The organism is Nostoc sp. (genome assembly GCF_036919495.1).
Classification (GTDB): domain Bacteria; phylum Cyanobacteriota; class Cyanobacteriia; order Cyanobacteriales; family Nostocaceae; genus Nostoc.
Map to the genome: position 1 here is coordinate 21596 of NZ_JBALBZ010000054.1, position 13529 is coordinate 35124.

14 protein-coding genes and 1 pseudogene are annotated in these 13529 nt (G+C 41.4%); 3 read left to right on the plus strand and 12 right to left on the minus strand.

Features of this window, described 5'->3' with window-relative positions; genetic code table 11:
- Nucleotides 1-127 precede the first annotated feature (127 nt).
- The 5 genes from V7K25_RS07320 to folK all read right to left on the minus strand — a co-directional run bounded on the left by V7K25_RS07320 (nucleotide 128) and on the right by folK (nucleotide 3144).
- Nucleotides 128-328, minus strand: coding sequence for a hypothetical protein (locus V7K25_RS07320; protein WP_335156487.1), 201 nt, complete (start codon nucleotides 326-328; stop codon nucleotides 128-130).
- Between the two features lie 48 nt (nucleotides 329-376).
- The gene (locus V7K25_RS07325) at nucleotides 377-1186 is read right to left on the minus strand and encodes a prohibitin family protein (protein ID WP_335156489.1); all 810 of its coding nucleotides are present in this window, start codon (nucleotides 1184-1186) and stop codon (nucleotides 377-379) included.
- A gap of 620 nt (nucleotides 1187-1806) precedes the next feature.
- The gene (locus V7K25_RS07330) at nucleotides 1807-1986 is read right to left on the minus strand and encodes an ADP-ribosylglycohydrolase family protein (protein WP_335156491.1); all 180 of its coding nucleotides are present in this window, start codon (nucleotides 1984-1986) and stop codon (nucleotides 1807-1809) included.
- A gap of 7 nt (nucleotides 1987-1993) precedes the next feature.
- Complete coding sequence (locus V7K25_RS07335; RefSeq protein ID WP_335156493.1) at nucleotides 1994-2542, minus strand: NUDIX hydrolase; 549 nt, start codon at nucleotides 2540-2542, stop codon at nucleotides 1994-1996.
- Between the two features lie 68 nt (nucleotides 2543-2610).
- A complete protein-coding gene (gene folK / locus V7K25_RS07340; protein ID WP_335156508.1) occupies nucleotides 2611-3144 on the minus strand; it encodes a 2-amino-4-hydroxy-6-hydroxymethyldihydropteridine diphosphokinase in 534 nt (177 codons plus the stop codon).
- Nucleotides 3145-3382: 238 nt separating this feature from the next.
- Between folK and V7K25_RS07345 the strand changes: the two genes are divergently transcribed.
- The gene (locus V7K25_RS07345) at nucleotides 3383-5773 is read left to right on the plus strand and encodes a transglycosylase domain-containing protein (protein WP_335156495.1); all 2391 of its coding nucleotides are present in this window, start codon (nucleotides 3383-3385) and stop codon (nucleotides 5771-5773) included.
- Between the two features lie 171 nt (nucleotides 5774-5944).
- Nucleotides 5945-6172 (plus strand): photosystem II assembly protein Psb35, encoded by a 228-nt coding sequence (psb35, locus tag V7K25_RS07350; RefSeq protein ID WP_229495704.1) that lies wholly within the window; start codon nucleotides 5945-5947, stop codon nucleotides 6170-6172.
- A 48-nt stretch (nucleotides 6173-6220) separates the two neighbouring features.
- Here psb35 and V7K25_RS07355 read toward each other — a convergent pair whose 3' ends face one another.
- The 7 genes and pseudogenes from V7K25_RS07355 to V7K25_RS07380 all read right to left on the minus strand — a co-directional run bounded on the left by V7K25_RS07355 (nucleotide 6221) and on the right by V7K25_RS07380 (nucleotide 11455).
- Complete coding sequence (locus tag V7K25_RS07355) at nucleotides 6221-6643, minus strand: tellurite resistance TerB family protein (protein ID WP_229557536.1); 423 nt, start codon at nucleotides 6641-6643, stop codon at nucleotides 6221-6223.
- A 57-nt stretch (nucleotides 6644-6700) separates the two neighbouring features.
- Nucleotides 6701-8083 carry a 16S rRNA (cytosine(967)-C(5))-methyltransferase gene (locus V7K25_RS07360; protein ID WP_335156498.1) on the minus strand — a complete coding sequence of 461 codons (1383 nt, stop codon included), beginning with the start codon at nucleotides 8081-8083 and terminating at the stop codon, nucleotides 6701-6703.
- A gap of 83 nt (nucleotides 8084-8166) precedes the next feature.
- On the minus strand, nucleotides 8167-9618 hold the full coding sequence (locus V7K25_RS07365) for a glycoside hydrolase 100 family protein (RefSeq protein WP_335156510.1): 1452 nt from the start codon (nucleotides 9616-9618) through the stop codon (nucleotides 8167-8169).
- Nucleotides 9619-10148: 530 nt separating this feature from the next.
- Nucleotides 10149-10472 (minus strand): hypothetical protein, encoded by a 324-nt coding sequence (locus tag V7K25_RS07370; protein WP_335156500.1) that lies wholly within the window; start codon nucleotides 10470-10472, stop codon nucleotides 10149-10151.
- Between the two features lie 109 nt (nucleotides 10473-10581).
- Nucleotides 10582-10665, minus strand: a complete 84-nt coding sequence (locus tag V7K25_RS31560; RefSeq protein WP_442948071.1) for an HNH endonuclease — start codon at nucleotides 10663-10665, stop codon at nucleotides 10582-10584.
- Between the two features lie 21 nt (nucleotides 10666-10686).
- A pseudogene (locus tag V7K25_RS07375) lies at nucleotides 10687-10926 on the minus strand (PspA/IM30 family protein); the annotation flags it as partial.
- Between the two features lie 295 nt (nucleotides 10927-11221).
- Nucleotides 11222-11455, minus strand: coding sequence for a hypothetical protein (locus V7K25_RS07380; protein WP_335156502.1), 234 nt, complete (start codon nucleotides 11453-11455; stop codon nucleotides 11222-11224).
- Between the two features lie 317 nt (nucleotides 11456-11772).
- On the opposite strand from V7K25_RS07380, the gene V7K25_RS07385 reads away from it, so the two are divergent.
- Entirely contained in the window at nucleotides 11773-12966 is a 1194-nt protein-coding gene (locus V7K25_RS07385; RefSeq protein WP_335156504.1) for a Coenzyme F420 hydrogenase/dehydrogenase, beta subunit C-terminal domain, read from the plus strand.
- The last annotated feature ends 563 nt before the right edge of the window (nucleotides 12967-13529 follow it).

Consider the following 13529-nt stretch of genomic DNA (forward strand, 5'->3'; position numbering starts at 1 on the left):
AAACCTAAAAATTATGATGTGGTTAAGCATAAGTTTATCTTTAACTTTTGATAAGTTTTGTTAATAAGCAAAGCACTATCTCAAAAATTATTTATCTATTTATAAAATAAATCTTAAGTAGGATGCGTTAGGCGTTCATATCTGTTTCTGGACTAGTCAGCCTCAACTCTTGGGGAGGCTGTTCGCGTTCGGGGAAGTCACAAGTCATGCATTCAAAAGTCAAAAATTTACCAAGCCCATAAATAAATTTATTTGCTCTGTACCTTTTTCTTTCTGGTAAGGTGGATAAGACAATTATTATTTGCTGATTTAAGCGAAAAACAGGCAAATAATTTTTGTGCTTATTGGAAAAACATCGCAGTCGGATTGTCAAATCTCAATTTTTATCAAATTTTAAAATTTCACTTAAATTAAATAATTTTGGAGCCTCCTTACTAACAATTAATGGCAGCTTGCCATTCCATTTTTCTATTGCTTGCCTTTGCAGAATTTCGGGAGTTAAACCATCACGTAATAATCTGTGCGCCTCAGCCTCGCCTTTAGCTAAATTAACTTTTGCTTCAGCCTCTTTTGTTGCTTTTAAGGCGATAAACTCTGCTTGTTTTGCTTCTTGTTCGGCAATTTGCTTCGCCTCTACCGCCTCACCAAATCTTTCTGAAAAATGGACATGAACTAGAGAAATATCATCAACTGCAACGTGATAGCTACTAAGACGTGTAGATAATGCATCATCTACTCCACCTTTTACTTCTCCTCGTTTAGTAATAATTTCTTCAGCAGTATACTTTGCCATTACTGCTTTTAGGACTTCTTCAACTGCTGGGTTAATAATCCGAATAACTATATCTTGTTCATCTCCAATTTCTTGAAAAATGGCATTTGCTTCTTGGGGAACAATATGCCAATTGAGAGCGACATCGGTGAAAACATTTTGTAAATCTTTAGAAGAAGCCTCAGCCGAAATTTCCTGCTTTTGGACTCGAATACTCAACTTCTTCACAGTATTAACTACAGGAATAATTAAGTGCAGTCCTTCACCTAATATCTGGTTTTGTACTTCGCCAAATTTCATTAAAACACCACGTTCACCTGCATTTACAATCACACAAGGTGTGAGAAAGAGAGTTATTAGGAACAAAAGAGCAGTCAGTTTACCGGCACTGTTAAAAGTTGGATTTTTTTTCATCTGTGTGAAATATGTATGCGTCTTGCATAAAGACACATGTTTAGGAGTTGTAAGCTTCTTTTGGTCATGCTTTTATAACTTTGACTTTAAGTCAATTTTCATATCACTGAGCAGTTAATGTGTTGAATATATACAAGCATATAATTAAGCCGCCAATGTGTACTTTACTACCCCAACTTGGGGATAGTGAAGGTTAGGGTAGCTTTATATTTACCTAAATAACTGTAATAATATCTCTAAAAACCGTAGTATTTGAAAAGGTAAGTTGCCCTTAATTGAGTAAAGCAGGAGGGCAAATCACACTTTTCCCAACCGATGTATTACATTTAACTCGAATTTTTGGCTGCACGCATCGCCGTCCCACTTTTGTCACCGAAGAAGCGGAGGGGCAGGGCGCTCTTACTGGGGCGGAGTACAAGCTCCGTCTCAATTTTCCCCCTTGCTCCCTGCCCCCTGCTCCCCTGCCTCTTTTGACTCTCAGGGTTAATTTTCGTTAAAAACTCTTCCCCATCTTGAATTTTTCTCAGAAAATGGTAGAAGCTTCGAGCATAACCTTCTCTCTCATCGCGTTTGAAGGCTTTAACGAAACTATCGGCTAAAACTTCTACCGTCCACGGTGCTTAAGCAACAATTACTTCAGCAATGGCAATGCTCATCTGGGTGTCATCCGTGTAGCTGCCAAGATTGAGTCGAAAACGCGGATGTTCTACGTATCGACTCAAATCATTGTTAACGAGCATCTCGTCAGCATATTCAAAGACTGCACCGTAAGCATCTGCAATCGCTAACTCTAGCAGCATATTCCTATTAAATTAAAAACGGACGCGCCAGAAAAAAGCTAGAAACTGATTTAGCATCTACCGGCTCTCCCTCCAGAATCGCTTTCTCTAATTCTTCAGGAGTCAAAAACACAGTTTCGATATCCTCGTCTCCATCCTGTGGTGGTGGTGTTTCCAGCTTTTCTAAATCTCGCGCCAGAAAAGCATAGATAATTTCATCTGAATAACCCGGTGCTAAGAAAAACTCGCCTAATTTGTCCCATTTCTTGGCACTATAGCCAGTTTCTTCTTCAATCTCACGCTGTATTGTTTCTAAAGGTTCTTCATTTGGTTCTACAGTTCCCGCCGGAAATTCTAATATCCGTCCCTGAATTGCAAAACGGTACTGGCGCACGAGTACAAGTTTACCCTCTGGCGTTATCGGTACAGCTAGAGCGCCACCAGGGTGACGAATACATTCCCATTCTCCTTCTGATTTATTAGGCAAACGCAAGCGATTAACTTCAAAATCAAATTTGCGTCCTTTATAAAACAGGCGTTGTCTTAGTAGTTGTGGTAATTCTCTACCTAATGGCATAATAAAATCTGATTATCTGTGAATACAGAGGTGAAATCAGCGTTCTTCTGCGTTTAAGGATGGTATTTTTAATTGCCCATCAATAAATGTACATCAGAACAGTCTACCTCTTTCAGCAGTTCTTTAATAACATACCCGGATACTGGTTCTATCCAATCTGGGGCAATTTCTGCCAGTGGAACTAACACAAAGGCCCGATCCCGCATTCGTGGATGCGGAATCTGGAGATTTCGTGTATCCAGAATAATGTCATCAAATAATAACAAATCTAAATCCAGGATTCGTGGTCCCCAGCGTTCCTGACGCACACGCCCAAATTGTTGTTCAATTCCTAACAAAGTTTCTAATAATTGCTGGGCTGTGATTTCTACCTGCAATGTGACGCAGCCATTTAGGTAATCTGGCTGTGGTGGCCCTACAGCTTTGGTTTGGTACCAATTGGATCTGGCTTCTAAGACAATACCTGGCGTTTGGGCTAAAATCTCTATAGCTGCTTCTAAAGTTGTTTGTGAATCGCCGATATTACTACCAAGAGCAACGGCGCTTCTTCTTAGCTCTGCTTTGGCGTCGTTCGCCTTAAGTAAGCTGGACTCTGGCTGTATTTGCGGATACTTCGGTACACCTGTTGCAGAAAATGACAATAATTTTTCTATTCCGAATAGTTATCAAATTTGCAATTTTTTTTACAAAACCCAATTAACCAAATCTAAAAAACATTATTTTTATATAGTGAATTTAGTTAATTATTTATAGGATATTATACTAACACAGAGGTAGTGCTATAACCCCAAAGTTGATTGATGGTGGTTATACAGTTACTATTTTGAGCGAGGAACTGACGTGGGGAAGCTTACCTCCTGGTTCAAGCGAAGACCAACTAATTTGAGTGACTCTGGACAAGGAGGAACAAATGAGAAGCTTACCACCAGCACATCTGGCGCAGGCGAGGCAGTTACTGAGCAAATGAAAATTTTACCATCTAGGATGAAGGCTAATCAGGCAACTCGCGGTAAACCACTCTATCGTCGCATCTGGTTTTGGGCAGGCTTGGGTGTAGGTGGTGGGATAATCGCCTTCATCTACGGCATCAGTTTAATAGATCGGACTTTGCCAGATCAGGCAGAGTTGAATGCCGTAGTTAGAGAACAAACACTGACCATCAAAGCCGCCGATGGAACCATATTACAACAACAAGGTGAAACGGCCAGAGAACAGCTAAAGCTGGAACAAATACCAGATAATTTAAAAAAAGCTTTCATCGCCTCAGAAGATAGAAGATTTAAGCAACACAACGGATTTGATCCACAAGGTATTGCTAGAGCGGGTTTGAATAATTTGCGATCGCAAGGTGTTGTTGAAGGTGCTAGCACTATCACCCAACAGCTAGCGCGGATTCTGTTTTTGAAACAAGAACAGACAATCTGGCGCAAACTCAAGGAAGTCCGCCTAGCACAAAAAATGGAGAATGAATTAACCAAAGATCAGATTTTAGAGCGCTACCTAAATCTGGTTTATTTGGGAGGCGGAGCTTATGGTGTGGCAGATGCATCAAGGGTATATTTTAGTAAAACGCCAGACCAGCTTTCTTTAGCCGAAATGGCAACGATTGCTGGATTAGCCCCTGCTCCTAGCTTATACGCTCCAGACAAGAATCCCGAAGCGGCAAAACGGCGGCGGGACTTGGTATTGCAACGGATGCAAGAAGATAAAATAATTACGCCAGCACAAAGACAGGCAGCAGTCCAAGAACCATTAATTCTCAAAACCAGTTTACCTAAGCGACTGGAAATAGAATCACCCTACTTTACCAGCTACATCCAAAAAGAATTGCCAAAGTACGTTTCTCCTAACGTGCTAAAAAGTGAGGGATTAGTAGTAGAAACTACGCTGAACCCAACTTGGCAGAAAGTTGCAGAAGAGGCAGTTGCCAAAACACTGCGAAATCAAGGAAACTGGGAGAACTTTAAGCAAGGATCAATGGTAGCCATTGACCCCCGCAACGGTGAAATTAAGGCAATGGTTGGGGGAAAAGATTTTGGTAAAAACCAATTTAATCGGGTTACTCAGGCACAACGGCAGCCAGGCTCGACATTTAAAGGGTTTGTATATGCCACTGCGATCGCTAGCGGTAAAAGCCCCTACGATAGCTATGAAGATGCGCCCTTTGTCGTAGATGGCTACGAACCGAAAAACTATAGTGAAAAGTTTCATGGTTCCATGAACATGCGAGACGCCCTCACCCGCTCTATTAATATAATTGCGGTGAAGGTGTTGATTGATGTGGGATTTACGCCAACGATTAAACTTGCCCATGATATGGGAATAAAATCTGAGCTTAAGCCCACCTACTCCTTGGCTCTCGGCTCAAATGAAGTCAATTTGTTGGAATTGACCAGCGCCTATGGCAGTTTTGCAACTCAGGGATTGCACACAGAACCTCATGGTATTACTCGCATCCTCAACCGTCAAGGCAAGGTGATCTGGTCAGCTAATTTCAAGCCACAACGCGCCCTTGACGCTGACAGTGCCGCCATAATGACTTGGATGTTACGCAACGTCGTAGAAGAGGGGACTGGTGCTGCTGCTCAATTAGGTAATAGACCAGTTGCAGGCAAAACCGGCACTTCTGACGAAGCCCGTGATTTATGGTTTATTGGTTACATTCCCCAGATGGTGACAGGCGTTTGGCTAGGTAACGATGATAACCACCCCACAGACGGCAGTAGTGGTAGTGCGGCTTACACCTGGCACGAATTTATGGAAAAAGCGGCAGAGGAGATGCCCGTAGAAAAGTTTCCCAAACGTCCAAAGTTAGAAGGTCGCAAAGGCACTATCAAAGCCCAGCCTATGAAGCCTAAACAAGTACTGAATCGTTCTATTTCTGATGATGAAGACTCAGAAGGGGAAAGTGCTAAAAATTCTGAAGAGAGTGGTTCATCTAAGAGACGTAGGAGAAGGAGCTATTCTCAAGAAGAACAGCAATCAAGCGATTATACCCCAAGACAGAGAAGGCGCGATCGCACCGAAGAATCAAGTTCCAGTAACTCTTCTTCAGAATCATCTACTTCACGGCGGCGATCTAGAAGAGTAGAATCTGATTCTTCTTCCCCGCCTCAAAGAAGTCGGCGCTCGTCCTCTCCAGCAAATAGTTCCGGTTCTTCCGGTTCTTCCGGTTCTTCAGATTCATCATCACAGCCATCTTGGCGGGATAAACTTAGACCTTCTAATTGAAGAGTGGGCATTGGGCATTGGGGATTAGTTACTAATTCTTCTCCTTGTCCCCCTCATTCCTCTTTTCTATGCAATATGGAGTTGCTGAAACTAAACTCCAGAGGGATGTTAAGTGATAGGCTCATTCTATAGTGTGTCAAGTAGTGTTACTTAACATTGGAGAATATACTCATGCATATATTGATGCAGGCAGCAGATTCAGTTGCAACAGGTGGCGGTCAGTTTCCTTTTGCTTTCACCTTGGTGTATGTAGTTGGTTTTATTGCTGCTGTAACCATTGGTTCAATAGCTTGGTACAACTCGAAACGCCCCGCAGGTTGGGAAAGTAAAGAGCGTCCTGATTTTGTGCCTAAGGTTGATAAAGAAGAAACTCCGGGTCTAGGCGATCCGAAGTCATAATTTAGTCATTAGTTATTAGTTATTAGACTATGGACTTTTGACTATAGATTAGTTTTGCACGTCAACCCAACGGCGGTAAAGCTTTTGAATTTGTTTGAGAAGTGCAGTGTGAGCCGGTTGAGTTGAATCATTCGGCTTCGCTATGTCCTGCAATTCCGTCAGCAGTCTAGCTTCTTCGACGGCAACTTCGCCATCGCTATAAATTAAGCCACTGATGGCTTCAATTAGATTTTCACAATCTTCATGACTGGGGCGATCGCCTAAATACTCACGCACCCAGTCATAGCATTCTTTTGGCTGTACAGGAACGAATTCGTACAGCCAAGGCTTAATTTCTGGATCGTTAGCTAAACCTTTTGCTTGAGCTATCTCGCGGAGATATTGCCGTTCTTCTGGTTGGATTCTGCCATCGATCCAGGCGGCTCCAATCAGGATTTTAACTAAGTTTTTGACATTGGAAGGGGTAACCATTGCTGCCTCGTCTGGTAGATTCAGGCCTCAACCAAATCGTACAATCCCAAACAGTATTCACTCGGAATTATTGGTTTTTCTTAAGCGCACCATAAAAAAGCCATCCATGTCCTGTCTATGGGGCCAGACTTTAAACCAACCTTCAGGGGTGCTATATGCAGAAGCAGGCGATTCAAAGCCGCTTGGAGACTCAATTTGCCAATTAGGTGACTCAGCTAGAAATGTCGAAATCACTTCTTCATTTTCTGCTGGATGCAATGTACAAGTGGCATAAACTAGTACACCACCAGGTTTGACAAAAGTTGATGTATGTGTTATTAATTCTTTTTGCAACACCGAAAGTTCCCGGACAGATTCTGGTGTTTGTCGCCAACGAGCATCAGCATGACGGTGCATAGTTCCCAAACCAGAACATGGAGCATCCAATAATACGCGGTCTGCGGTGTTTTGAAATTGGTTGAAGTGGCGACTGTCACCAGTGTAAATTTGAATAGATTGTAAATTCAGCCGTTGAGAATTTTCTTGGAGTTTGCGAAGACGAGAAGGAGTGCGATCGCAAGCCCAAATTTTCCCTTTATCTGCCATTAACTCAGTAATGTGGGTTGTTTTACCGCCTGGTGCAGCACAGGCATCAATTACCACCTCACCTGGTTGGGGGTCGAGCAAATGACTTACCAATTGGGCGCTACCATCTTGTACAGTCCACCAACCTTCTTTAAAACCAGGTAGTTTTTGAATTGATCCAGCACTACCAATCAATCGTAAAGCTTGGGGTAAATCAGGAATCCGTCTCACCAAAATACCAGCAGATTGCAAAGCCGCCTCAACTTCTTCGATTGAAGTGCGAAGTGGGTTGATACGCAAGTCGATTGTTGGTGATTGGTTCATCCATTCACACAATTGTTCTGTCTCAGCCAAACCCAGTTGTTCTAACCAGACTTGAATAATCCAATCAGGAAAGCTGTGTAAAATACCCAAGCGTTCCACTGGGTTTTCTGGAAGTTGTAAAGGATCGGTGTGGAGAGATGAGGGGGATAAGGGAGTGTTTTCTCCCCCTGCTTTTCTAAGATACTGGCGCAATAGACCGTTAACAAACCCTGTGAGTCCAGAAAAACCGTTTTCTTTAGCGAGTTGGACGGTGGTATTAACAGCAGCTGAGGCGGGAATACGCTCTTGATAACGCAGTTGGTAGAAACCCAGATGTAAGATGGTGCGGAGGTCTTGTGGTTGTTGATGAGATTTCTTTTTGGCGAGTTGATCGATGAGAGTATCAAGAGTGCGCTGCCTTCTGACACTCCCATAAACCAATTCTGTCAGCAAGCGGCGATCGTTATCAGGCAAATTAACTTTTTGCAGCACTCTATCTAGGGCAACATCAGCATAAGCCCCCTTGTGAACCTCTCGCAGGGCGATAAAAGCTATTTGACGGGAATTTGTCATGGAAACAGGATTCAGGAGTCAGAAGGCTTTTGTATTTTAACTCCTGTAAAGACGCGATTAATCGCGTCTTTACTCTTTCCCTATCAAGACATATACGGGTCTACACTGGCGATTTCAAACTCACATGCTCTAGAAACCTGTTCTGCTGGTAATTTACCAAAGCTGATTAATGGTAAATAAGTGTGGTTTGCCATCAGTTCTTTTGCTAATAAGAACCCAGTAATTGTCCAAGTTTGATATTTCCGAGCTTGTTTGCCAATCAGTCGCCCTTTCTTACCGTCGTAATATTCTGGCCATTCATCTGTACTAAGGCGTCCTTGGGCAATTTCAATAGCCTTTTGTGCAAGACTTGTTCTGTTAGTTTTCACCGCCGCCGCCGCTAACATCCACATTAAAACTGGCCAACTACCAGCATTATGATACGACCAGGGGATATTTTTGGGGTCACATCCAGTTACAATTCTGTATTCTTCATGTTCCAAAGCTGGGAAACAAATTTTCATTGGCATATCTCCTACCAAATCATCCCATCGATCCTCAATGAGAGTCATAATCGCTTGTGACTGTTCTTCGGTGGCTAAGTCTGAAATGATTGCCATTAAGTTTCCGAGGGAAAAGAAGCGAGTATCTAGCTGCGACGGCCCGACATTACCTGCTAAATAACCACCTTTTTTTGGTAGCCACTTATCTAATTCATAATAGGGAACAGAATCTACATATATGTTGAACAGATTAACAGCACCCTTACCATATTCTTCACTTTTGAAGCGATAAATTGCATTCAGGCGATTAATATCTATCCAATAATGCTGGCGAATATGAGCGCATAAAAGAGGCAATCGGTTATCAATGGCTGCAACAATATCGGAATTCCCTTGGCAAACTAGCAGTTCACGAGATGCACGCAATGCCGTGTAAAAAAGAACTTGTAGTTCTAGAGGATGCCCATAAATACCCATACGACGGTCAATCATACAAGCACCATCTGGAACCAACAGCGTTGGATACATATCAAAACGATTCGCCAAGCAGATTTCCATGATTAACCTGATACCATTTTGGAATTCAGGTTGATATGCGAGAGAAAAATCTTCTGTAGCGACTACATAAGCACGCAACAAAATAATCCACCATAAGCAAGAATCTACGGGTGTAACTCTAGCGATCGCATGTTCACCAAAATCAGCCTCTAAATATTCTTGCCCATTTTCTGATACAACTTTAAAGCTAGCTGGAATTAATCCTCGTCCAGGTTTATAGGCATCTAATGCCCTTTCTTTAGGTTGTAACTTTAAGGTTTCTTCTAAGAAGTTGCGAACAATATCTGTTCTACCTTTGATTAGAAAAATTAGAGCTGAGGAGACAAAATCCCGAACAAAACACTGGTCATAATTAAGAGCCTCTACAGATGCATCATAAGCGGCTACCGTCCCAACGGGGCGACCCTGATAATAGAGAATTGATTTTTCTAGTGTTCGCCACGCTTCTTCGACTTCTTTTAAGTTTTCAGTAGTTTCTAATTCGTTTAAGTGCATCGCCAGAATAGCTCCATTGGGATTGTGAATTTGTGATAGATGCGTCTTCATTTAATATTTTTGCCATTCTCAGCATAACAAAAACAATTCTTTGAATAGCAAATATAATTTGGAGAAAAATTAATCAACTAATAACGAATAAATCTGCTGACACATGCAGCTTTATTACTAGTTAATTTGCTTATAATGGATTACTCTTTTGGTGAATTCTAGTTGTTGCTCATCACCGCAAGCGCTAACATGATTTTAAAAACAGTCACACAAGATATATTTTTAGATTATTTATTGTTCTGTTTCATGTACAGAATCTTTGCTTTACCAAATAAAAACATATCTTCAGTGCTGTTTAGGATTTGCATGAAGTTAAAACTGGTTGCAGTATATTTACTTGAGCAGGATTAGTTTTTGACACTAAGACGTCAGATTATTCCCCTATAATCTAATAATTTATAACGTTTTTTCAAAATATGCAAGATGAGCGCTTTAAAAAGTTCAGATGTCAATACTTCTTAAGAGTTATATATTTTACCTTACTGACATTTGCAAGCGTTTAACTGCTCCTGAAATTCTTTATAAGCTTGATTAATTGCTTGCATTGAGGCTTTTGCGATCGCATTAATTGCCCGATAAGCAGCTGCACCAGCTACAGCGCCAGCAGCCACTACAGGAGTTGCACCAATACCGACTGCACCAAATCCGCCTGCTAGTCCCATCCCGCCTACCGTTGCGGAAACACCAGCACCTGCTATGGTTCCGCCTGCAATAAATGCTGCACCTGTTTTAGAGTTTTGTGTCACTGGTTTTTGTTCTTGAGAGGAACGAACTACGAAGAAAGAAGGCAGGTGCGATCGCATTTTCATCCTTCCTCAGTTGAGATAAAGTCTTTTGAGAATAGCAAATACCCTTCAGTTAATTTACTGAAGGGCTATCTATAGTATTTGACAAAGATTTTATTTTTTATATTCAGTTACTTGCACCCTTGCCACGATTGCACTTTAAGCAGAGCGTTTGCAAGTTACTAATAGTCGTTAGTGCCTTGAAATTCATTAGGAGCCTTTCTTGCCATTGTTAAACCCACTCATAGCTTGAGCTTGCTTCTGCTTGAATTTTGGCAGTTGTTCTTTCTATAAACCTTAAGTCACTTTTGAGACTATCTATTACTGTTATTAGCTGATTAAGCTGATTTTGAAGGCTATCAGCCGTTTGCTGGTAAGTATACTTACGAGCCAAAGCTTCACGAGCTAAATCCTCACGTTCTTTTTTCATAGCTAATATAGGTATTTGATACCATGTTTGGACTTCTTTTTGAGCTTGTTTGTAATTTGCTCAGGTTTACCTTAATTATGCGGCTGATGCGATCGCCTAGTCCCATAATATGTTTCTCTCTTCTAGCTAATACTTATATTAAAGTAGTATATAATACTAAATTCAAGATTGGACAAAGTATGCTACAAGATTATTTTATGTGCTCGCATCTACCAAAAAAGCTGATCAACCAAGTTATTCCACATAAACATCGAAGATATTTTGGTGTGATTAGCACTATCCATTACACAATGATTTTGTGCGATTTCGGCAAAAAGCTTTGCTAACTCATAATTACCTACGACCAGTCTAAGCCGTCTTCGGCATCTCCATGAAATTCACTAATTTTAAAATCTTTTTCTGTTGACTGTTTATTCCCAGAGAACATCCCAAGTTGCATTATCTGCCTTTTATCTTGAGGCTTTTTGGGTTCTAAAAAAGTTACAATAACACGGCTTTCTGATAAATCAGATGGTAATTCTGAAAGTTCTATATTACCGTTCTTATACACTCCTTCAATGGATTGCAACATTAGTATTTACCAAATTTCTACTCATATAAATTATAAAGTTAATACTAAAAAGATGTCGATTTTCTTAAAAACATCAAATTTTTGGACTGCACTGGCGCTAACTGCTGCTATGTGTTACTTCTCTAGCGTCAGCATAAGGATACATCACCTTTAATCTAAGCAAAGTATAGCTTGCTCAACTAATGAACTTGACCCAGTAGAACCAATCACTTCTGCTTATTGCGTCCATCCTCTTGTTGTTCAATCTCCATCGTCAAGTTCATAGCGAGTGACGGTATTGTAATAAAAGCGATTCCTGGATAAAACAAAAAATTTATATGACCTCAGTTTCTCCTCACAAAAAAGCCAGAGCCTTAAAATCTACCAGCCGCCGCCCTGCTAAAGAACTCTGTAGCGAGTGCGGACTATGCGATACATACTATATTCACTATGTCAAGGAAGCCTGCGCTTTTATTAATCAGCAAATAGGCGAACTTGAAGAAGAAACACACATGCGATCGCGCCATCTCGACAACCCTGATGAACTGTACTTTGGTGTTCACCAAGATATGATGGCGGCACGGAAACAACAGCCCATCGAAGGCGCACAATGGACGGGTATTGTTAGCAGCATTGCCATTGAAATGCTCAATCGCGGCTTAGTTGAAGGTGTCGTCTGCGTGCAAAATACCAAAGAAGACTGCTTTCAACCCATGCCCGTCATCGCCCGGACTCCAGAAGAAATACTAGCAGCGCGGGTAAACAAACCAACTCTTTCCCCAAACCTTTCTGTCTTGGAACAGATAGAGAAATCAGGGATGAAGCGGCTATTAGTCATTGGTGTTGGTTGTCAAATCCAGGCATTACGAGCCGTAGAAAAACAACTTGGTTTAGAAAAGCTGTATGTTTTGGGTACGCCCTGCGTAGATAATGTTAACCGCGCCGGGCTGCAAAAATTCTTAGAAACCACCAGCCGATCGCCTGATACAGTTGTGCATTACGAATTCATGCAAGACTTTCGGGTTCACTTCAAACATGAGGATGGCTCAACAGAAACAGTACCTTTCTTTGGCTTGAAGACAAACCAACTCAAAGATGTATTTGCCCCATCCTGTATGAGTTGCTTTGATTATGTCAACTCCCTAGCCGATTTAGTTGTTGGCTACATGGGCGCACCCTTCGGTTGGCAGTGGATTGTAGTTAGAAATGACACAGGTAAGGAAATGCTGGATTTGGTGAAAGACCAGTTAGATACTCAACCAGTAACGTCTAAAGGCAACCGGAAGGAAGCTGTACAGCAAAGTATTCCCGCTTACGATAAAGGCGTTACCCTCCCGATGTGGGCAGCAAAACTGATGGGTGTGGTTATCGAAAAAATCGGCCCCAAAGGTTTAGAATATGCGCGATTTTCGATTGATTCTCACTTTACTCGGAATTATTTGTATGTGAAGCGAAATCATCCAGAGAAATTAGAAGCGCACGTTCCAGAGTTTGCCAAGCGTATTGTTGGGCAATATAAATTACCAGAATAAAAATTGGGCATTGAAAAGAGGCAGAGGGGAAAGAGGTAATTTTTTATTCTTCCCCTTGTCCCCTGTCCCCTACTTCTTACTCACTCCCCACTCAGTTGTAACTACTAGCTTGACGGCTAAACATCAAGTGATACTGTCCGCCTAATGCTATGAATTCGTCATGAGTGCCTACCTCAATAATTTCTAATTTGACCGTGTTCTAGTACTACTACTCGGTCTGCTAGTTTTCCCCAAAGGCAACATTTTCTCGTACAGTAGTCGGAAAACGAGCATAATCTTGCATGACTACATCAATCCGCGATCGCGCAAGGAACAACTATATACAAAGGCGTTGTGATCTAAATTTCAACGAGTAGGTAGCGATGCCATTTTGGATTTTAGATTTTGGATTGGAAACCGCTTAGTGTATCTGGGTTTTCTCTTCCCATCTGTCGCAATCATTTTTAAAATTAGTAAAACCAAGAAAAAATGGTTCTTCCGCTAGTTTTATGGAGAATCAATACTAAAATGCCAGTTTAATAAACTGCGTAATCTAAAATTGCTAAAGTTACGAAAGCCATATC

What these genes read in the sequence shown, in the direction of transcription:
- V7K25_RS31560 (WP_442948071.1), bottom strand. Translation starts at nt 10,665, where the DNA reads ATGAATTTCAAGGCACTAACGACTATTAGTAACTTGCAAACGCTCTGC.
- V7K25_RS07380 (WP_335156502.1), bottom strand. Translation starts at nt 11,455, where the DNA reads ATGTTGCAATCCATTGAAGGAGTGTATAAGAACGGTAATATAGAACTT.
- V7K25_RS07355 (WP_229557536.1), bottom strand. Translation starts at nt 6,643, where the DNA reads ATGGTTACCCCTTCCAATGTCAAAAACTTAGTTAAAATCCTGATTGGA.
- V7K25_RS07370 (WP_335156500.1), bottom strand. Translation starts at nt 10,472, where the DNA reads ATGCGATCGCACCTGCCTTCTTTCTTCGTAGTTCGTTCCTCTCAAGAA.
- V7K25_RS07385 (WP_335156504.1), top strand. Translation starts at nt 11,773, where the DNA reads ATGACCTCAGTTTCTCCTCACAAAAAAGCCAGAGCCTTAAAATCTACC.
- psb35 (WP_229495704.1), top strand. Translation starts at nt 5,945, where the DNA reads ATGCATATATTGATGCAGGCAGCAGATTCAGTTGCAACAGGTGGCGGT.
- V7K25_RS07330 (WP_335156491.1), bottom strand. Translation starts at nt 1,986, where the DNA reads ATGCTGCTAGAGTTAGCGATTGCAGATGCTTACGGTGCAGTCTTTGAA.
- V7K25_RS07365 (WP_335156510.1), bottom strand. Translation starts at nt 9,618, where the DNA reads ATGCACTTAAACGAATTAGAAACTACTGAAAACTTAAAAGAAGTCGAA.
- V7K25_RS07325 (WP_335156489.1), bottom strand. Translation starts at nt 1,186, where the DNA reads ATGAAAAAAAATCCAACTTTTAACAGTGCCGGTAAACTGACTGCTCTT.
- V7K25_RS07335 (WP_335156493.1), bottom strand. Translation starts at nt 2,542, where the DNA reads ATGCCATTAGGTAGAGAATTACCACAACTACTAAGACAACGCCTGTTT.
- V7K25_RS07360 (WP_335156498.1), bottom strand. Translation starts at nt 8,083, where the DNA reads ATGACAAATTCCCGTCAAATAGCTTTTATCGCCCTGCGAGAGGTTCAC.